Annotated in this window: 26 protein-coding genes; 19 read left to right on the top strand and 7 right to left on the bottom strand. The window is 50.8% G+C overall.

What is annotated here, in order from left to right; genetic code table 11:
* Genes HMPREF2865_RS10030 through HMPREF2865_RS10005 form a run of 6 tightly spaced genes read right to left on the bottom strand, consistent with a single transcriptional unit; the run spans position 1 to position 4,497 of the window.
* Positions 1 to 1,146 (bottom strand): ExeA family protein, encoded by a 1,146-nt coding sequence (locus HMPREF2865_RS10030; RefSeq protein WP_070646925.1) that lies wholly within the window; start codon positions 1,144 to 1,146, stop codon positions 1 to 3.
* Positions 1,130 to 1,324: a hypothetical protein gene (locus tag HMPREF2865_RS10025; protein WP_070646923.1), complete on the bottom strand. Its 195-nt coding sequence runs from the start codon at positions 1,322 to 1,324 to the stop codon at positions 1,130 to 1,132. The genes HMPREF2865_RS10030 and HMPREF2865_RS10025 overlap by 17 nt, the downstream gene beginning before the upstream one ends.
* A 40-nt stretch (positions 1,325 to 1,364) precedes the next feature.
* On the bottom strand, positions 1,365 to 3,143 hold the full coding sequence (locus HMPREF2865_RS10020) for a DDE-type integrase/transposase/recombinase (protein ID WP_141752542.1): 1,779 nt from the start codon (positions 3,141 to 3,143) through the stop codon (positions 1,365 to 1,367).
* A gap of 3 nt (positions 3,144 to 3,146) precedes the next feature.
* Entirely contained in the window at positions 3,147 to 3,983 is an 837-nt protein-coding gene (locus HMPREF2865_RS10015) for a hypothetical protein (RefSeq protein ID WP_070646921.1), read from the bottom strand.
* A 35-nt stretch (positions 3,984 to 4,018) separates the two neighbouring features.
* A complete protein-coding gene (locus HMPREF2865_RS10010; protein WP_049322374.1) occupies positions 4,019 to 4,297 on the bottom strand; it encodes a helix-turn-helix domain-containing protein in 279 nt (92 codons plus the stop codon).
* Positions 4,297 to 4,497 carry a DNA-binding protein gene (locus tag HMPREF2865_RS10005; RefSeq protein WP_049322373.1) on the bottom strand — a complete coding sequence of 67 codons (201 nt, stop codon included), beginning with the start codon at positions 4,495 to 4,497 and terminating at the stop codon, positions 4,297 to 4,299. Before HMPREF2865_RS10005 ends, HMPREF2865_RS10010 begins: the two co-directional genes overlap by 1 nt.
* A gap of 142 nt (positions 4,498 to 4,639) precedes the next feature.
* Between HMPREF2865_RS10005 and HMPREF2865_RS10000 the strand changes: the two genes are divergently transcribed.
* From HMPREF2865_RS10000 to HMPREF2865_RS09930, 17 genes are all read left to right on the top strand, one after another.
* Complete coding sequence (locus HMPREF2865_RS10000) at positions 4,640 to 5,287, top strand: LexA family transcriptional regulator (RefSeq protein ID WP_049322372.1); 648 nt, start codon at positions 4,640 to 4,642, stop codon at positions 5,285 to 5,287.
* Positions 5,288 to 5,303: 16 nt separating this feature from the next.
* Positions 5,304 to 5,534 (top strand): excalibur calcium-binding domain-containing protein, encoded by a 231-nt coding sequence (locus tag HMPREF2865_RS09995; RefSeq protein ID WP_079454253.1) that lies wholly within the window; start codon positions 5,304 to 5,306, stop codon positions 5,532 to 5,534.
* 23 nt (positions 5,535 to 5,557) lie between these two features.
* Positions 5,558 to 6,118, top strand: coding sequence for a hypothetical protein (locus tag HMPREF2865_RS09990; RefSeq protein WP_070646920.1), 561 nt, complete (start codon positions 5,558 to 5,560; stop codon positions 6,116 to 6,118).
* Positions 6,119 to 6,174: 56 nt separating this feature from the next.
* Positions 6,175 to 6,330, top strand: coding sequence for a hypothetical protein (locus tag HMPREF2865_RS12200; RefSeq protein WP_168163638.1), 156 nt, complete (start codon positions 6,175 to 6,177; stop codon positions 6,328 to 6,330).
* Positions 6,331 to 6,433: 103 nt separating this feature from the next.
* Positions 6,434 to 6,937, top strand: a complete 504-nt coding sequence (locus HMPREF2865_RS09985; RefSeq protein ID WP_049322369.1) for a glycoside hydrolase family 108 protein — start codon at positions 6,434 to 6,436, stop codon at positions 6,935 to 6,937.
* 13 nt (positions 6,938 to 6,950) lie between these two features.
* The gene (locus HMPREF2865_RS12195) at positions 6,951 to 7,124 is read left to right on the top strand and encodes a hypothetical protein (RefSeq protein ID WP_168163637.1); all 174 of its coding nucleotides are present in this window, start codon (positions 6,951 to 6,953) and stop codon (positions 7,122 to 7,124) included.
* Positions 7,049 to 7,378, top strand: a complete 330-nt coding sequence (locus HMPREF2865_RS12485) for a hypothetical protein (RefSeq protein ID WP_070646918.1) — start codon at positions 7,049 to 7,051, stop codon at positions 7,376 to 7,378. Before HMPREF2865_RS12195 ends, HMPREF2865_RS12485 begins: the two co-directional genes overlap by 76 nt.
* Positions 7,362 to 7,757, top strand: coding sequence for a hypothetical protein (locus HMPREF2865_RS09975; RefSeq protein ID WP_070646916.1), 396 nt, complete (start codon positions 7,362 to 7,364; stop codon positions 7,755 to 7,757). Before HMPREF2865_RS12485 ends, HMPREF2865_RS09975 begins: the two co-directional genes overlap by 17 nt.
* Positions 7,738 to 7,956 carry a hypothetical protein gene (locus tag HMPREF2865_RS09970; protein ID WP_049322366.1) on the top strand — a complete coding sequence of 73 codons (219 nt, stop codon included), beginning with the start codon at positions 7,738 to 7,740 and terminating at the stop codon, positions 7,954 to 7,956. The genes HMPREF2865_RS09975 and HMPREF2865_RS09970 overlap by 20 nt, the downstream gene beginning before the upstream one ends.
* Positions 7,949 to 8,158, top strand: coding sequence for a TraR/DksA family transcriptional regulator (locus tag HMPREF2865_RS09965; RefSeq protein WP_049332755.1), 210 nt, complete (start codon positions 7,949 to 7,951; stop codon positions 8,156 to 8,158). The genes HMPREF2865_RS09970 and HMPREF2865_RS09965 overlap by 8 nt, the downstream gene beginning before the upstream one ends.
* Before the next feature lie 2 nt (positions 8,159 to 8,160).
* Positions 8,161 to 8,481 (top strand): hypothetical protein, encoded by a 321-nt coding sequence (locus tag HMPREF2865_RS09960; protein WP_013448349.1) that lies wholly within the window; start codon positions 8,161 to 8,163, stop codon positions 8,479 to 8,481.
* Complete coding sequence (locus HMPREF2865_RS09955) at positions 8,478 to 8,795, top strand: hypothetical protein (protein WP_049322364.1); 318 nt, start codon at positions 8,478 to 8,480, stop codon at positions 8,793 to 8,795. The genes HMPREF2865_RS09960 and HMPREF2865_RS09955 overlap by 4 nt, the downstream gene beginning before the upstream one ends.
* A 2-nt stretch (positions 8,796 to 8,797) precedes the next feature.
* Positions 8,798 to 9,343 carry a DUF3486 family protein gene (locus HMPREF2865_RS09950; RefSeq protein WP_049322363.1) on the top strand — a complete coding sequence of 182 codons (546 nt, stop codon included), beginning with the start codon at positions 8,798 to 8,800 and terminating at the stop codon, positions 9,341 to 9,343.
* Positions 9,340 to 10,854 (top strand): terminase large subunit domain-containing protein, encoded by a 1,515-nt coding sequence (locus HMPREF2865_RS09945; protein WP_070646914.1) that lies wholly within the window; start codon positions 9,340 to 9,342, stop codon positions 10,852 to 10,854. Before HMPREF2865_RS09950 ends, HMPREF2865_RS09945 begins: the two co-directional genes overlap by 4 nt.
* A 21-nt stretch (positions 10,855 to 10,875) precedes the next feature.
* Positions 10,876 to 12,348, top strand: coding sequence for a DUF935 domain-containing protein (locus HMPREF2865_RS09940; protein ID WP_070646913.1), 1,473 nt, complete (start codon positions 10,876 to 10,878; stop codon positions 12,346 to 12,348).
* The gene (locus tag HMPREF2865_RS09935) at positions 12,348 to 13,253 is read left to right on the top strand and encodes a phage head morphogenesis protein (RefSeq protein ID WP_070646912.1); all 906 of its coding nucleotides are present in this window, start codon (positions 12,348 to 12,350) and stop codon (positions 13,251 to 13,253) included. Before HMPREF2865_RS09940 ends, HMPREF2865_RS09935 begins: the two co-directional genes overlap by 1 nt.
* Positions 13,254 to 13,255: 2 nt before the next feature.
* Positions 13,256 to 13,696, top strand: coding sequence for a phage virion morphogenesis protein (locus tag HMPREF2865_RS09930; protein WP_049322359.1), 441 nt, complete (start codon positions 13,256 to 13,258; stop codon positions 13,694 to 13,696).
* Between the two features lie 120 nt (positions 13,697 to 13,816).
* Here the strand turns inward: HMPREF2865_RS09930 and HMPREF2865_RS09925 are convergent, their stop codons facing one another.
* Complete coding sequence (locus tag HMPREF2865_RS09925) at positions 13,817 to 15,052, bottom strand: terminase large subunit domain-containing protein (RefSeq protein ID WP_283120659.1); 1,236 nt, start codon at positions 15,050 to 15,052, stop codon at positions 13,817 to 13,819.
* A gap of 73 nt (positions 15,053 to 15,125) precedes the next feature.
* Here HMPREF2865_RS09925 and HMPREF2865_RS09920 point away from each other — a divergent pair, with 73 nt between their 5' ends.
* Together HMPREF2865_RS09920 and HMPREF2865_RS09915 are read left to right on the top strand one after the other, a co-directional pair.
* Positions 15,126 to 15,923 carry a GPO family capsid scaffolding protein gene (locus tag HMPREF2865_RS09920; RefSeq protein WP_070646911.1) on the top strand — a complete coding sequence of 266 codons (798 nt, stop codon included), beginning with the start codon at positions 15,126 to 15,128 and terminating at the stop codon, positions 15,921 to 15,923.
* Between the two features lie 13 nt (positions 15,924 to 15,936).
* Complete coding sequence (locus tag HMPREF2865_RS09915) at positions 15,937 to 16,944, top strand: phage major capsid protein, P2 family (protein ID WP_070646910.1); 1,008 nt, start codon at positions 15,937 to 15,939, stop codon at positions 16,942 to 16,944.
* The last annotated feature ends 24 nt before the right edge of the window (positions 16,945 to 16,968 follow it).

Genomic DNA, 16,968 nt, shown 5'->3' with positions numbered 1-16,968 from the left:
TCACACACCTCGCACCACATCGCCATCAACAAACTCGAAACCCAATTCCGCCGCCTGATTCATTGCCGCAGCCACAAGATTATTGACGGCCAGAGGATAGAGCAGGCTGTTCTGTTCAATCCCTTTGCTCGTTCTGCTCTTAACAGTCAAACGTTCCGCTACTGCATCCACTGCACTTTGGTTCAAGATTTTTGAAACATCCGCACCGACCCGGGCAAACTTGTGTTTCAAATAACCTTCCAGCTTGCCGTCAGTCAGAGGCAGGAGGGTAACCACCTCGCAACGTTGCACCACCTCGCGCACAGCAGGATTGTTTTCGCTGAGCTTTTGCGCCAACTCCGTCTGACCGATTAAGACAATCCCGAGCAGTCGTTCAAAACCGTTCTTCAGCTCAAAAAAGCGTTTCAAGTGTTTCAGGGTCGGCAGAGGCAGGCCATGAGCCTCTTCAATCAGCAGCAGGTGCTTGTTACCGGCTTTTGCGCTTTCAGTCAGAGCGCGATGGATTTGGCGAAAACGAGCCTCCGGACTGCGTTTCGGGCTTGTTCCAGGCGCAACCGCCTCCAAAATTGCCTCAGCGATATGTACCGCTTTGAGTGTCTTGCCCTTTTGGTCGTTGTCTTCCATTGCCAGCACATAAGGCTCAATCAACACAATCTGACGACCTTCGCGGTTGATACGGTCTTGCAGGTCTTCGCGCAGTGTAGATTTACCCGCGCCGCTTTCACCGACCACTGCCACAAAACCGCCATGACAGGCCGTCTGAAACATTGCCTCACGTACATAACGCACATCTGACGTCATAAACACATCGTCTGCCGACTGGATTTCATCGTTGAACGGGTCGCGGAATAATCCAAAATGCTGTTTTGCGGCTTGGTTCAGGGTTGCTTTTCGTAGTAACATCTCATTGTCCTTGTCTTCGTAAGTTGCTTGGGCAGGTGCGGTTTCCGGCTCGTTTCTCAGGCTCGCTGGGATTTCCGCACCATTCTTTTCAAAAAATTGTTTCAATTTCCTTCGCAGCTCGGCTGCGTTTTTTTTCGGCCATTGCCCGTGATTAACTACCGCCACCAGCATCGGCTTGCTGCATCCGATTTCGGCTGCGGCGGCGGCATAGGATTTGCCGATTTGCTTAAACGTTGTCTTCATTTCCGGCAGCCTTTCCGATTTCGACCGAAAAATCACTCAGTGCCGCCAGTGCGTCCGCATCTAAAAAACTCGCGCCGTAATTCACTTTCGGCAGGAAAAAGTCGTTTAAAGCACGTGCAGATTCAGCCAGCTTTTTCAAATTTTCATACTCATGTTTAGAGATAGTTATTGCTTCCATTTTTAATCCTCTACAAATGCGACGACGTCGTCGCATTTGCCTAACCGGTTTTATGTAATTTCAGACGGCCTGCCGTTTTCAGCTTGTCAAAAACCGCTTCCAACTGACTGGCGGCCACACCGCCTGGGTAGTGTTTGGTAATGAGCGCAACAGCCTGTTTCCAGTCGCCACCTTCGGCTTCGATACGCGGCTTCAACAGCTTCGCTATTTCCACCTTGCTCAATACCTGCTCGGCGACTTCCATCCGGTTGTATTCCATCTGCTGGCCGCCACGATCCAAATAGAGCGTATTGCGTGTAGCGAGCGTATCTTCTTGGTGCTTGAATGGATCTATAGATCCACCGAACGGTACAGCCTTGCCTTTTCGATTGGCTGCGGCCTGTTCCAGCGTTTCCGCACCCATAGCCATCTTGTCGAGTTCCTTCGCATGTTGCTGGGTAGCAGTATTGCCCGGTGCCTTGTACTCCTCACCGATGACTGCCGAATCGGCTCTGAAGCCCATATCGTCAAACACCACTTCCGGCACAGCCACCCATGTTTCGCGGCCGTCTGCATCAAACGTTGCTACTCGCGCTCCGTTCTCTTCCCAAGGGTTTTTGGCTACTAAAACCTTCTGCCCAACCAATATGCCCTGAATGGCTTTCACACTGTAGAAACGACCGCCGAAGCGTATTTCTAAATCAGCCGATACCTTGGCTTCTTTTGGCGCACTGATTGCCAGCTCTCGGCAATATTCCGCAGGAGGCGGCAGGATCAGCTGCTCCGGTTTGATTTTGTTCCACGCCTGATAGCGGGTCATACCGTGACGGCTGTGAATCTGTGTACCGTTGTAGTAACGCATCCAACGCTCTGCCAGGGCATTCAGTTGGTCGATATCGTGCACCTCGGTAAAGCGCAAACCGCTTTCAAATGACGTTTCCACAATGTCATTGGCTTTCTCTACCTGACCTTTGGCACGGGGGTTGCCGGGTTTATTGATCTGCACATGCACATCAAGCGACTTGCACAGTGTTTTAAAAGCAGACGACGTATTCGCACTTCCCGGGTCAAGCATGACCATGCGCGGCACACCGCGTATCGGATCCTTATGTACATCCTCCTTGGCTTGCATCATGAAGATGAAGAAATCGCACAAGTTCGCACTCGTCTCGCCACCGAAGTAGTACCGGGCGACAATCGTTCCACTGGCATGGTCGGTGCCGGTGTAACGCCACACGCGGTCTTGCTCAATCTTCACAACATTTTTAGGTTTGTTTTTGTAGAATTCCTCCTCTTTCATCACCCTAAGCCCCGTATCCTTGCCGTGTCGCGGCAGGTAATACAAAACACACAAACTAGGGTCGATTTGCCAGCAATGATTCGGATGTTCAGATTTCATACGGCTGACAGGATCAGGCTGAAGTAATTGGTCGGGATGTAGCTTGTACTCTCGTAAAGCCCGGGTAATGGTGTTTTCAGAAAGAGGACTTACTTCCCCCGTTTCCTCATCAATCCGCGCCGCCTCGATTTTGCCGTTGGCTCGCAGCATTTCCACTGCTTGCTTGACCGACATCAACCGCTTGCCGTTGCGCCTCATGGCCTCCACCAGTACAACCGAAATCAGTTTGGCTTCTTCCAGCTTCAGTTCCGTTTTACCGGCATCGCTTCGCCGTTTTCGGCTCGGCTTAACACTCACAGACTCCAATTTCCGATAGAGCGTAGCGAGCGATACCCCTAAATCCTGTGCCGACCGTTTCAGATACTCCGACCGTTCTCCCCGTCCAAGCAAAGCGGCTTGAGCCTCGATTTCAGTCAGTCTTTCTACCAATCCGGCGTTCATGATTTATTCTCCCAACCACTCCGGCGTCTCATCTTGAGGGGCTTCCATCGGTAGAGCGTAGCTCTCGCGGATGCCGTTGCAATCCAAAATAATCTGATTCAACGCCCCGACCATTTTTGCCTGATGACTAATCCCGTGCGCCTCACTGTGCGCATTAAGTTGGTCGAACAAATCTTTCAGACGGCTCACTTGACTGCGGATACCGACCTCAAGACTTGATAACTGCATCGTCAACTCACTGCCCACATCCTCCGCCTTCGGCTCTCTTATACCGGTTTGCTTCTTGGCCAGCTTCTCGGCCAGCTCGTCGACCTTTTTGTTCTTGTCGGCGATGACTTTGTCTTTCGCTTCCGCCGTCTCGCGGCTCTCCCGCAAGGCTACACGCAGTTCCTTAACAGTCATGCGGTCGACATCATCAAGCGTATTGCCGTTGATTTCGCCGCCTTCGGCAAACTCCAGCAAGGTGTCGTCATCTTCCACCAGCAGCTCCAGCAGTTTGGACTTTCCAAGTTTCATCAGCTGTGGCTGCGCCTGTTTCATTTTTGGGTCAATAAAGCGCAGCGTGGCATTCATTAAGCGTTGCGATTCCCGTCGGCCTAAGCCAAACTCTTTCTCGGCAATCTCAGCAAAACGGCCATGCGGTGTATGCTCTTTAATGATGATGAGTGCGCGGCCAAGCTCAAACATACCTTCCATTGTTTGGCGTACCGCAAAACGTCCCCGTTCAATCCAAACAGCCTCGTTGTAAGCCTCGCCATTTGAAAAACGATCCATAACAGCCATGCTGTGTATTGCCAGTTCGTTTGCCGTTGCGCCAACCGCGTGTCCTAATACTTCCATTTTTATCTCCTGCAAATGCGACGACGTCGTCGCATTTAATAAACTCGTTGTTCAATTTCCTGCAAACGTGCAGTCAAACGTTCTTGTTGCTGTCTGAAACGTTCCGCGATTTGCAAGGTTTTAATGCTGTACGCAAAATTGCCGTTATCCAGCTTGACCACCAAACCCTCCGCAATCAGGTCTTCCAAGTCCCGGCTGACATGTACCGGCGAAATACCGAGGCCGTCTGAAATTTCCTTGTTGCTGATACCGATAATCGGATGGGCTTCCAATGCCTTAAAGACTTTCAAAAGTCGTACACCTTTGGCACTCATCACGCACTCCGTTTCACTTCATCCAATTTGGACTTCATCCCCAACTCAACCGCGATTTCATGCGCCTTACCACGGCTTGCCTTAACGTTTCCATTCAAAATCCGAGACACATAAGTCGGGTCATAGCCACGCGCATCGCACCAATCCTTAATCGTTTCACCGCGCTCTCGGAAACCTGCTTTTATTTTTTCTGCTTTCACGGAATATCTCCTGTTTCGTTCTCGTGTTAAAATTCCTGATTGTTTAAAGATTTAAACAATCTTGGTTAAATGTTGTGTAAATAATAGTGGAAATATCCCACTATTGCAAGGTTTATTTCCACTTATTTGAGGAATTTTAGGCATGGTTTTGGAGAAAATTAGGCAGGTTATTGAATTTAATAAGATTACACTTGATGAATTTGCCGAAAAAATTGGAGAAAAACCAACCAGATTGAAGGATGTACTGCGAGGAAAGCAGCGTCCGCCGCTAGAAATGATCCAATCCATAGTGGAAAATTTTCAAATAGATGCAAACTGGCTGATTGGAAAAGGAGGGAATTTCCACCCAATAGAGGAAATTGACAAAGATGAATACGCATACATTCCCATGTATGACGTAGAAGTGTCCGCAGGGAATGGCGCGGCCGCCTATGGAGTGGCAGAACCGGCCAACCACTTGGCTTATCGCAAAGACTGGCTTAAGTTACGCGGCCTGTTCGCCAAAGACCTCAATTGCGTTACCGCACGAGGAGACAGCATGGAGCCCACCATTCATAGTAAAGACACACTCTTGGTAGACACCTCTAAAAACAACCCGCGTGACGGACAGATTTACGTAATCCGCTCCGGTGACACACTGTGGGTCAAACGCATCCAAAAACAGATTGATGGCAGCCTGCTGCTGATTTCGGACAACGAAACCTATCCGCCGATGTCATTGATGTTGGCAGACCACCCCGATATTCAGGTCATCGGACAAGTGATCCAAATCTCAAAAGACCTGAGCTAACAAAGGAAAACAACGTATGAAGAAAAAAATTTTTGCGGCATTACTGCCTGTTTTATGTCTATTGATGCCGCATCAGGCTGTTGCTGCAGCCAAATGCAAAGATTTCCCGACACATCAAGCCGCGCAAAAGTATTATTTGGCCAAGAAGCCGGGCTGGAAAAGTTTAGATCGTGATGGTGATGGGAAAGCCTGCGACTGCAACCCCGGCGGCAACGGTAAGAAATGTCCGAAAAAGCATAAGAAATAAACCAATCAGACCAAGGGAAACTCATGAAGAAAATCTTACTTACACTATCGGTTTTAGTTGCATTATCTGCGTGTGGCGGTCAAGCTGAAGAACAACCGGCATCTGCCCAACCTCAAGAGCAGGCACAATCCGAATTAAAAACCATGCCGGTAAGCTATACCGACTATCAATCAGCAGCCAATAAAGGGCTTGCCGACCAAAAAACCGGGCTGATCCTGCCTGAACATGTATCCCCAACCGATAATGCAGAAGGGAAGAATCTGCTGCATGACTTTTCAGACGGCCTCACATTAACCGTTGATACCGATAAAGCCGACAAAATTACTGCCGTCCGAGTAGTTTGGAATACAGATGCAGTGCCTCAAAAAGCGGAAAAACTATCCAAAGCCGCCTCAGCCTTGATTGCGGCAACCGCCCCGGAAGACCGCACACTGCTGCGTGATACCGGCGACCAAATCAAAATGGCGATTGACAGCCATAATGCTCAAAAAGAGCCAACCCGAGAATGGGCGCGTGGTGGGATTGCTTATAAAGTCACTGTTACCAATTTACCGAGCGTGGTTTTGACAGCTAAGGCTGAATAAATTGAATAGCGTCTGTAATTTCATATAACTTAAGTAGAGCAAAAGAAAGGGAAACAATGATTGATAGCAGTGTTTTGATTGGCAGTGTGATTGCTTTTGGTATTTACAAGGCAATCGCTTGGGCCAAAGGGGACACTTCAAAAGATTCTTATAATGTAGAAATTAAAGACAATACAATTATTCAAATTGGTTCTGATTTGAAATTCATTTAATCAGATTAGTTGAAACTTGAGTTTTAACCCCCTTTAAAAGCCCATTCAAACGACCTTTCCTAAAATCCCTGTATTGATTTCAACCTCAATACAGGGATTTTTTATGTCCACTAAATTCAACCAATTCATTGAGCGCGTCCTCTCCCACGAGGGCGGTTACGTCAACCATCCCAAAGACCCCGGAGGCGAAACCAACTGGGGCATCACCAAGCGCACCGCACAGGCAAACGGCTACAACGGCTCCATGCGTGCCATGACGCGCGAACAGGCGATCGGCATTTACCGTCAAGCATTTTGGGAACGCTATCACGCCGATCAAATGCCGGAAGCGGTTGCATTCCAATTCTTCGATGCCTGCATCAATCACGGTCATGGCAATGCTGCCCGTATGCTGCAACGCGCCGCAGGCGTGCCGGACGACGGCGTTATCGGAGCAGTCAGCCTCAAAGCCATCAATTCACTTCCTGAAAATGACCTCCTGCTCCGTTTCAATGCCGAACGTTTGGTGTTTTATACCAAGCTCGGCACGTTCACATCATTTGGCAAAGGCTGGATTCGCCGCGTGGCACAAAACCTGATTCATGCATCTGCAGATAACACTGATTAAAGGGAGACAAACCATGTCAAAAAAGTCACTCATCGCCCTAATGGCCGCAGCCATGCTGCCCGATTTCAGCCACAGCGACCTGGGCATTCGCTACGCCATGCCGACTCAGGGGTGTTGGACTCAAGCCCACCGCAAGAGCGGGGTAGCCGCCGCGAAACGCGCAGCCAAAAAAAAGCGTCGCAAATAACCGCCTTTTTCAAATGGTTGGGCGGATTGGTATCTAATCCGGCCACAGGGAAAATCAGCCATACCAAACTATGGGCAAACGTGGCAGCCGCTTCTATGACCTATAAGTTCTCGCAAACAGCGGATGCGCCGGAATGGCTCTGGTGGGCTTATGGTGCATTGGTCGGCGGGTATGCATTAATCAAACGCGGCATCGCGGCGATTCCGCAGGTCGCTGAAATCCATAAAGGAAAAGACGATGTGGAAAACGCTTAACCCTATTTGGCAGACCTTGATTCTGATTTTGCTGATAGCAGGTGCAGTACCAACGATTTATTTCTGCGGCTATAAGTCCTCGGCAAAGAAGGCGGAAGCTGAAAAAGCCGAAATCATTGCTACTTATCAGGCTTCAGCCTTGGTCGCAGAGCAGCTCTATACCGAAAAGCTCAAAGCGGCTAATGAAGAAAAACAGCGTTGGTTTGATTTCGCACAAGCACAAAGTCGCGATTTGGCAACCGCCTATCAGCAAATCGGCCGCCAAGCGGCTCAATTGGAGAAGCAGATTGATGAAACTGTACAAAAAGACGGCAACCGTTTTAACGGCCTTGGCACTAACAGCGTGCAACTCTACAACCGTGCCCTCGGCCACGATTAAAACCGTTACCGTTGCGGAAATCCCCCCCGTCTCTTCCGAGCTGCTGCTCGTTCACGAACGCCCCGAGCGTCTGAGTGGCGGCTCTCCCGAACAACTTTTAAACCACGCCGTCCGCTATGGCGAATACTGCCAAAAACTGGAAAAACAAATTTCTGGCTGGCAGACATGGTACAAGAAAGGCCGTCTGAAAAATGACTGATTTTGCCGACCGCGCATCCGAACGCGAAGCCATCTTTCTCGCAGCATCCCTGGCAAAGCATCAACCGCCGTCTGAAACCACCGCCAGCCTCAGTCATTGTGAAGATTGCGGTGCGCCGATACCAAAAGCAAGACAACAGGCAGTCAAAGGCTGTACGCGCTGCGTTGTCTGCCAAGAATATTTTGAACACGGATGGCCTTAAAAATGGAAAAAACCTTTATTCACATCGAGTTTTGGCAACTTGTCGGCTTTTTACTCTCATTCCTCGGCATCTGTTTCACCTTCGGCAAAATGCTGCTGGCTCAATTCCGCGAGCAGCAGGACGAACGCCAAAAACAGCAGGAACGCCTACAGGGTAAAGTCGAAATCATGGAAAACAAACTGGCGGAATTCAATGCCGGCCTGCCGCTCACATACGTCCTGCGCGAAGACTACATCCGTAATCAAGTCGTCCTCGAAGCCAAACTCGACAACGTCGCAGAAAAACTCACTGAAATCTATAAAATGGAAAGCGTAAAAAAATGATTAGCCAGGAACTGATCGCCAAACAACGGCGCGAGGGTATGCGTTGGAACATTATCAACACCCTTAATAAAGCCCGGCCGCACACAACAAGCGAAACCTTCTTGTTGGACATCATGAACGCGATTTACCCGCAAACCACCGCACTGGAGCTGCGCCAACAACTTGATTATCTGGCTGACCGCAAAATGGTAGACCTCAATAAAGCCCCGCACGGCCTGTGGTTTGCCGACTTGACCAGTTTAGGTGTCGATATTGCCGAATATACGGTGGAGTGCCGTGCCGGTATTGCGCGGCCTGAGAAAGTATGGAGCTAGGCATGGCACAACGCAGCAGCATTGAAAAACTCCCCGAAGCCGTCCGACATGAATTTGAACGGAAGCTGGTAGAAAACGGTTTTTCAGACTACCAAGCCATTGCCGAATGGCTGCAAGACCAAGGCTATGAAATCAGCCGCTCAGCCGCCCATCGCTACGGCCAAAAAGTGCAACGTCGTTTTGCTGCCATCAAATCCAGCACCGAAGCCGCGCGACTGATTGCCGAAGGCGCAGCCGATGAAGGCGATACCCGTAGCGAAGCCCTGATGGCCATGCTGCAAACCGAACTGTTCGACGCATTGGTAGCCATAGGCGAGATGGACAGCGAAGAATTAAACGCGCTCGACCGTTTCGGCGTGATGGCCGAGGGTGCGAAGAAAATTAGCGGTCTGATTTCCGCCAGCACACGCCTGAAAGAGTATCAGGCCAAGGTCAAAGCCAAAGTACAGGCGGCCGCCGAAGATGTAGCCAAGCAGGCCAAGAAAGGCGGCTTGTCTGAAGAATCAGTCGAGGCCATCCGCAAGCATATTTTAGGGATTGCATCATGACGCCGTCTGAAATCCGAAATACCCGCCCATCAGAAGACCGTACCCCTACGGTCTTATTGCCGTATCAGCAGGCTTGGTGCGCCGACCAGTCGCCTGTGAAGCTGTGCGAAAAATCGCGCCGTATCGGTTTGAGCTGGGGAGAAGCTGCCGATACCGCCTTGCTGGCCGCATCCGCTAAAGGCATGGACGCATGGTACATCGGCTATAACAAAGACATGGCCTTGGAGTTTATCCGCGACTGTGCAGGCTGGGCGAAGCATTACCAGCTGGCGGCAGGCGAAATCGAAGAAACCGAGGAAGTGTTTGTCGAAGGCGACGACCGCCAGGCCGTGTTAGCCTTCGTTATCCGCTTTGCTTCCGGCTTTCGTATTACCGCCTTATCCAGCCGGCCTTCCAACCTACGCGGTAAACAAGGCCGCGTGATTATCGATGAAGCAGCGTTCCACGAACAGCTCGGCGAATTGCTTAAAGCGGCAATGGCCTTGCTGATGTGGGGCGGCCAGGTGCATATCATCTCTACGCATGACGGCGTAGACAACCCGTTCAACGAGTTGATTAACGATGTGCGTGCAGGGAAAAAACCTTATTCCGTCCACCGCATTACCTTTGACGAAGCGGTTGAACAAGGCTTGTACCGCCGTATCTGTCTGCGTTTGGGCAAGGATTGGACACCCCAAGGTGAATCCGCGTGGTGTAAGGAAATTCGTGATTTCTACGGTGAAGATGCCAGCGAAGAGTTGGACTGTATCCCGAAAAACGGTGGCGGAAAATGGCTGAACCGTGCCTTAATCGAAAGCCGTATGACCCCATACACGCCGGTTATCCGCTACGACCAGACCGACGACTTCGGCCTGCTGCCCGAACCGCGCCGTGCTGCCGAAGTGGCGGACTGGATAGCCGATACCCTGCAGCCACTGCTCGACGGTTTGGATAAAACCCGGGTTTCCTTTGTCGGCGAAGACTTTGCCCGCAGCGGCGACCGCACCGTGATTGTGCCGCTCTTACAAAGCAAAGACCTGATTTTAAAACCGCCGTTTGTTTTGGAGCTGGGCAATATGCCGTTTGCCCAGCAGGAGCAAATTATGCAGCACCTGTTGGCCAAGCTACCCAATCTGCGCGGCGCGGCCTTGGATGCGCGAGGCAACGGTCAATCTTTGGCAGAAGCCATGCGCGATGCGTTCGGCGCAGAAGTGGTGGAAGCTGTGATGCTGTCGGAAAACTGGTACCGCACCCATACCGCTCCGTTCAAAGCCGCCCTCGAAGACGGCACACTCGACGGCCTACCGCGAGATGAAGACATCCTCACCGATTTACGTGCGTTCGAATTAGTCAAAGGCGTGCCTCGTATTCCGGACACCCGAACCAAAGGTCAAGACGGCAAAAAACGCCACGGCGACGCAGCGATTGCCTTTGTCCTTGCCCATTACGCCAGCCGCGAACTCAATGCCGGACCGGTACGCGTGGCCAGCCGCCGCGTGCGTCGAATTAGCAGAACAACGCATGGCTTTTAGGCCGTCTGAAAAGAGAATCCCATGAAAAAACCGCATTTCAAACTCAAAACCAATCATGGCAACATCACCTTCAAACCCGATGACCTGACCGGCCATATCGCCGTCTCACATCAATTTTTAGGCGGTTTCGGCGGTTGGTTACCTAATCCTGACCCGATTTTGCGCAAGATGGGCAAGCAAATCCATGTTTACCGCGAATTGTTGCGCGACGAGCTGGTCGGCAGCTTCGTGCGCCGCCGCAAAACCGCTGTGGCACGGCTGGATTGGAAACTCAGCGGCGACGAAGTCGAAGATCGTGTATTGGATTTTGTCAAAAATTGGCTGGCCGCTGATGTCGATGTTTATAAGATCTGCAAAGACATCATGAATGCCGCATTTTTCGGCTATCAGCCTATCGAAATTATCTGGCAAAAAGGCAGTCAATGGCTGCCGTCTGAAATTGTGGCCAAGCCGCAGGAATGGTTCGGATTCAATGATGAGCGTGAGTTGGTTTTTACCGAAAACGGCTTGAGCCAAGAGCCGCTGCCGCCTTATAAATTTCTGTGTCCGCGCCATGAGGACGACTATCTTAACCCTTACGGCCTAGGTGATTTGGGTTTGGTGTTTTGGCTGGTAACTTTCAAACGCGGCGGCATGAAATTTTGGGTAAGTTTCACCGAAAAATACGGTGCACCTTGGCTCATTGGCAAAGAGCCACGCTCCAATACCCATAGCGACACCGAAAAGTTGCTCGACGCATTGGAAGCCTTAATAAGCAATTCGGTCGGCACGATTCCGAATGATTCCAGCGTCGAAATTCACGAAGCCAGCGGCAAGTCATCATCAGTAGATGCATTCGACAAGCTACTGAAAGAGTGCAAGTCCGGCATCAACATTGCCTTGCTTGGCCAAGACCAAACCACCGACAAAGAAACCAACCATGCCAGTGCCAGCGCGGGCTTGGAAATTGCCGACGATATCCGTGACGGCGACCGCCGTATTGTTGAAGCGGCGTTTAAAGAATTGATTGAATGGGTGGTGGAACTGAATTTCGGCGATGTGGCTTGTCCGAAATTCGAGCTGTTTGAAAACGAGGAGGCAGGCACGAAAGAGCGTGCCGAGCGCGACAGTATGCTGTCCGGCGCGGGTGTGAAATTCACTCCTCAATATTGGAAACGCACTTACGGTTTGGAAGACGGCGATATCGTTGAAGAAGATGCCATTATCCCGACCGCTGCTGACTTTGCCGAAGGTGGGGATGGCACAGAAACCGATGCAGGCTTGATTTTAGATACGCTTGCGCCCAATGCAGACCATCTGAACCAACAAGGCCGCGACCTGACTGCCTTATTGGTGCAGGATTTGCAGCGCGGCGAAACCGAAGACAATATTCTCGACCGCTTGGCCGAGCAGTTCCCGAATATGGATGACACCGCCTTGCAAAACGAGCTGGCACGTGTGATTTTCCTGTCCGGTTTGGTCGGCCGCATTGAAGCGGCGCAGGAGATGAGCTGATGAATCCGGAAGACATCAAGGCAATTTTCGGCCTAGAGCCGGAAGCAGCGGTCGAATATTTGAAGCAGAAAGGTGTGGCCGTTTCGTGGGACTGGCAGGACATGCTGGACGATGCCCACGCCACCGCCTTTACCGTGGCCAAAACCGCTGGCATGGACGTGGCCAACGACATTTATCACGCAGTCGTCAAAGCTGCAGAGACCGGCCAAACACTGGAGCAGTTTCAGAAAACACTTACACCGGTATTGCAAAGCAAAGGTTGGTGGGGACGCATCCAAGCAACCAATCCGGACACCGGCGAAGCCCAAACTGTTCAGCTCGGTAGCCCGCACCGCCTGAAAACCATCTATCTGACCAATATGCAGTCAGCCTACATGGCTGGACGCTACGCTGAAATGATGGATTCTGTCGACACCCACCCGTATTGGCAATACGTCGCTATAAACGACAGCCGCACCCGTGACAGCCACCGTAGAATGCACGGCCGTGTCTATGCAGCAGCCGACCCGGTTTGGGACACCATGTATCCGCCGTTAGATTTCCGCTGCCGCTGCCGCGTGCGTCCATTATCACGCGCCGCAGGCGAAAGCCGTGCCTTACCCAGTCCGACACTTGAGACTCAAACCGTCGACATCGGTAGCAACGAATACACCGGAGAAGCCCGCTACGCCCAACGCACCGGCTTGCGGATTGACGGAAAGTTTGTCGCCCCTAGCGCAGGCTTCAATGCCAACCAAGGAAAAGCCATGCTCTCGCGAATGGCTTCCGTAGCCGTCCAGAAAGCACAATCCGTTCATCCCGATATTGCACGCGTAGCCTTAAAAACCATGATGACCAACAGCAAATTCAAATCCTCATTATCTGCTGTCGATTTGGCATGGGTATTAAAATTAATCAAAGGTTAGATATGCTTGAAATTAATCTTGATACTTCATCACTAGATCGCGGCTTGAGCCAGCTTCTACAAAACGTAAGCCATCCGCGCAAAATGATGAAAGCCATCGCGACCGAAATGACTTCATTAACCGAAGAAAACTTCGAAAGCGAAAGTTTCGGTGGCAACAGATGGAAACAAAGCCAACGCGCAGCTCAAGGCGGGCAGACTCTGCAACTGACCGGCCAACTTGCAGCCAGCATCTCCACACAAGTAGGCAACGACTTTGCACGTATCGGAAGCAACAAACCATATGCGGCAATCCACCACTTGGGTGGCTCCGCAGGCAGAAACCATAGCGTCCAACTTCCAGCCCGACCCTATCTACCAATCAACGGCAGTGGTCAACTTCAAAACGGAGCAGATAAACGCATCCTTGATATTGCAATCGAGTCACTCAGCTCAGGCCTGTAAACAAAAAAAGACGAGCAAATTATGCTCGTCTTTTTATTGCACTCTATGAAACTACTTTTCACAAAACCAATCCCACCAAATCCCGCTCCATCCAAAATAATCCCAATTATCTCAGAGAATCTATATATTTATCTCATTGGGTTTCAGATAATCAATATCGAAGAGGTTGCAGCCCGACTCATGTGCATCATGAATAGTAACGATTTGCCGCCATTGCGCGTCGGCATCCTGACGACCATGTTTTAAAGCGGTATGGCTCAAATCGAGCTTGATATGCTCGCTTCGAGGACGGCCTTCATTAAACATCGCCCCCGACCAAAAACCATAGGCGGGATGACCTTCGGATGACGGTGTTGAGAAATAAGTCGTCTTCAGGTGCTTTTGACTCGCCATCGGCTCGGCCAGTGTTTGCAACCGCTCGAAATCGGGAATCCAGAAGTATTCATCGACGTACAAGTTACCGTTCCGACCTTGTGCCGTTCGTGAATTGGTGCCTAAAAAATGCAGTTCCGCGCCATTGTGCAAAGAAATCACATCCCCGCCTTTAAGCTCGACATCAACCATCTTGCAGAGGTTGAGGATGTATTGCTTGAACTGATACGCCTGTGCGCGGGACGCGGACAGGAAAATGGAGTTGATGCCCGTTTTTAAGCTGGTTAAGAAGGCTTCGCGGGCAAAATAGAAAGTCGCGCCGATTTGGCGGCTTTTTAAGATATTTCGGAAACGGTGTGTCTGATAAATTTCGCCCCAATACCGCTGATAATCGAAACACTGCTCTTCAAAAATCTCTATCATGCGCTGTTGTTGCTCCGGCGCAATATAGTTTTTCGGCGGTTTTTCGACGGAACGGGTGCGGCTGCGCTCGGTGCGCTCGGTATGTTCGCGCGGCGGACGGTCTATGGTCGGCACGCTGTCAAAAGGCGGCTTGTCTGCGCCGTCAAAGCGGTTGTTTTTCGGCGTTTCCGATTTTTCAGACGGCCTTTTGCCTTCGCCGCCTATTAATGCGGACAGTTGGCGCATCTCTTTGTAAACGCCGTCTGATTTGTTCGGCAGGTTGACGAGTTGGATCAGGCGCGCTTCAATAGATGAGGCAACACGCTGCATCGGTGTTCCGCCATCCCAGTTTTCCCGTTGCTTCCAAGAATGTACCGTGGCGGGCTTCAGTCCCAAATGCCGCCCGATGGCGGTAATTTTCCATCCCTGCCAGTAAAGAGACCGCGCAACAAGGCGCGGGTCGATATTTTGGGCAATTTCAATATTCTGACGTTTTTCCATGTCTTCAAAAAATAGCGGCAATACCCGATTTTCGGGCAAAAATGCCAATCCTACCCGCTCCGCATGACTTGAAAAACCCACCTAAAACCCCTGTCGCTTGCCGTCTTTTCCGTAAATGCCAAAATAAAACGGACAAACACCCGAGCGCATACGCATGAATAAATCCGCCAAAAATTCCACCGAAAAATTCAGCGACCGATGGTTCTGCATCGGCAAATCCGGTGCAACTGCCGACGGTCGAACGATTGAATCAGCCGACCTCATCGCCGCCGCAGAAGCTTACGACCCACAAACCTACGGCGCACGCATCAACCTTGAGCATTACCGGCCATATTCTCCCAAAAACGACTATTCAGGCCTGGGGGACGTCCTCGAGCTGAAAGCAGAGACGTCAGACGGTATTACCCGCCTTTACGCTCGTATCGACCCTACTGAAAAAATGTTGGGCTACATCAAAGAGCGTGAAAAAGTCTATACATCCATGGAAATCATGAAGCCATTCGCCGACACCGGCAAAGCTTATCTGGTCGGCCTTGCGATGACGGATAGCCCTGCATCTCTCGGTACGACCATGCTCAAGTTCCGTCAGCTCAATCCGGAAGATACCAACTACACCGCCGCCTACACCGAAATGGAAAGCCTGCCAATGACCCAACCTGCCAACCAACCCCAACATGAGAAAAAAGGCTTTTTTGCCGCCCTCCACGACAAAATGTTCAATAAGAAATCAGATCCCGCCCCTGTCGAAACAGAAAAAAACGACTACACCCAAGCCTTTGCCGACCTGAACAAAGAATTGGAGCAGTCTGCCCAAATTACCCAAAAACTTGCCGATGACTACACTGCCCTGCGCAAAGAATTCGATGCCTTTAAGGCCGCTATTGAATCCGCCCCGATCAATCAGGCAGAGCCACATACCGGCGCGAATACAACCCCTGCTTCCGAATTTTAAGAAAAGGTAAGCCATGCACCCGTATATCCAGCAATACATCAACGCCGTCGCCAAAGCCAACGGTACAACTGCCGAAGGCGTATCCCGCCATTTCAGTGTAACGCCCGCCGTTTCTCAAAAAATGCGCGAAGCCGTCCGCCTGGAGTCAACATTCCTGCAAAAAATCAACATCATCAGCAAAACCGAAATTGCCGGCTCAATCATTGGTTTATCAACAGGTCTGAATGCCTCGCGAACTGATACTAAAAACGGCGACGGTACTGTACGCCGTCAGCCCAAGCCATATCACAACCTGACCGACCGCCAGTATTTGTGTAAAAAAGTAAATTTTGACACTCAAGTCAGCTACGACGATATGGACTCTTGGAGCAGTCAACCTGAATACGTCAAGTTGATCAATAACCAGCTCGTCAAATCCAAAGCTTTGAGCCTGATTGCCATCGGTTTCAACGGTACGTCTGCCGCCGCCACATCCGACTTTTCGGCAAATCCTCTCTTGCAGGACGTACAAACCGGCTGGTTGCAGCATATGCGTACCAATGCAGCATCCAACGTCATGGGCAGCGCAACCAATGCCGTCGAAATCGGCGAAGGTAAATCCTATACCTCTCTCGACCACTTGGTTACGGACGTTGCCGAAAGCTTGATTGACGAAGAGTTCCACGACATGCCGGGCATGACCGTTATCTGCCATCAATCTTTGCTGTCTGAAAAATACTTTGCCGTCATCAAAGAAGCAGGCAACAAGGCAAGTGAGCTGCGCCCAGCCGACATCATCATGTCTGAAAAACGCTTGGGCGGTCTGCCGGTCGTAACTGCACCGTATTTCCCAAAAAATACGATTTTAGTTACTCCGCTGAAAAACCTGTCCATCTACTTCCACAAAGGCGGCCATCGCCGCAAGCTGGCGGACGAACCTGAATTCGACCGCATCGCCGACTACCAGTCAGAAAATATCTGCTATGTCGTCGAAGAGTACGGCGCAGCAGCTTTGGTCGAAAACATCAAAATCGTGAAGTAGAAAAAAAGGCCGTCTGAAATTTCA

The organism is Neisseria sp. HMSC073G10 (assembly GCF_001812605.1).
Lineage (GTDB): Bacteria > Pseudomonadota > Gammaproteobacteria > Burkholderiales > Neisseriaceae > Neisseria > Neisseria subflava_A.
This window is presented reverse-complemented; position numbering and strand designations above follow the sequence as displayed.

Bases quoted from the DNA above. Each gene is read 5' to 3' on its own strand.
- HMPREF2865_RS12200 (WP_168163638.1), top strand. From the start codon at position 6,175: ATGATTGATAGCAGTGTTTTGATTGGCAGTGTGATTGCTTTTGGTATT.
- HMPREF2865_RS09995 (WP_079454253.1), top strand. From the start codon at position 5,304: ATGAAGAAAAAAATTTTTGCGGCATTACTGCCTGTTTTATGTCTATTG.
- HMPREF2865_RS09935 (WP_070646912.1), top strand. From the start codon at position 12,348: ATGAATCCGGAAGACATCAAGGCAATTTTCGGCCTAGAGCCGGAAGCA.
- HMPREF2865_RS10020 (WP_141752542.1), bottom strand. From the start codon at position 3,143: ATGAACGCCGGATTGGTAGAAAGACTGACTGAAATCGAGGCTCAAGCC.
- HMPREF2865_RS09975 (WP_070646916.1), top strand. From the start codon at position 7,362: ATGTGGAAAACGCTTAACCCTATTTGGCAGACCTTGATTCTGATTTTG.
- HMPREF2865_RS10025 (WP_070646923.1), bottom strand. From the start codon at position 1,324: ATGGAAGCAATAACTATCTCTAAACATGAGTATGAAAATTTGAAAAAG.
- HMPREF2865_RS09990 (WP_070646920.1), top strand. From the start codon at position 5,558: ATGAAGAAAATCTTACTTACACTATCGGTTTTAGTTGCATTATCTGCG.
- HMPREF2865_RS10030 (WP_070646925.1), bottom strand. From the start codon at position 1,146: ATGAAGACAACGTTTAAGCAAATCGGCAAATCCTATGCCGCCGCCGCA.
- HMPREF2865_RS10010 (WP_049322374.1), bottom strand. From the start codon at position 4,297: ATGAGTGCCAAAGGTGTACGACTTTTGAAAGTCTTTAAGGCATTGGAA.
- HMPREF2865_RS09960 (WP_013448349.1), top strand. From the start codon at position 8,161: ATGGAAAAAACCTTTATTCACATCGAGTTTTGGCAACTTGTCGGCTTT.
- HMPREF2865_RS10015 (WP_070646921.1), bottom strand. From the start codon at position 3,983: ATGGAAGTATTAGGACACGCGGTTGGCGCAACGGCAAACGAACTGGCA.
- HMPREF2865_RS09950 (WP_049322363.1), top strand. From the start codon at position 8,798: ATGGCACAACGCAGCAGCATTGAAAAACTCCCCGAAGCCGTCCGACAT.
- HMPREF2865_RS09955 (WP_049322364.1), top strand. From the start codon at position 8,478: ATGATTAGCCAGGAACTGATCGCCAAACAACGGCGCGAGGGTATGCGT.
- HMPREF2865_RS09915 (WP_070646910.1), top strand. From the start codon at position 15,937: ATGCACCCGTATATCCAGCAATACATCAACGCCGTCGCCAAAGCCAAC.
- HMPREF2865_RS10000 (WP_049322372.1), top strand. From the start codon at position 4,640: ATGGTTTTGGAGAAAATTAGGCAGGTTATTGAATTTAATAAGATTACA.
- HMPREF2865_RS09985 (WP_049322369.1), top strand. From the start codon at position 6,434: ATGTCCACTAAATTCAACCAATTCATTGAGCGCGTCCTCTCCCACGAG.
- HMPREF2865_RS12195 (WP_168163637.1), top strand. From the start codon at position 6,951: ATGTCAAAAAAGTCACTCATCGCCCTAATGGCCGCAGCCATGCTGCCC.
- HMPREF2865_RS09965 (WP_049332755.1), top strand. From the start codon at position 7,949: ATGACTGATTTTGCCGACCGCGCATCCGAACGCGAAGCCATCTTTCTC.
- HMPREF2865_RS09930 (WP_049322359.1), top strand. From the start codon at position 13,256: ATGCTTGAAATTAATCTTGATACTTCATCACTAGATCGCGGCTTGAGC.
- HMPREF2865_RS09920 (WP_070646911.1), top strand. From the start codon at position 15,126: ATGAATAAATCCGCCAAAAATTCCACCGAAAAATTCAGCGACCGATGG.
- HMPREF2865_RS09945 (WP_070646914.1), top strand. From the start codon at position 9,340: ATGACGCCGTCTGAAATCCGAAATACCCGCCCATCAGAAGACCGTACC.
- HMPREF2865_RS09940 (WP_070646913.1), top strand. From the start codon at position 10,876: ATGAAAAAACCGCATTTCAAACTCAAAACCAATCATGGCAACATCACC.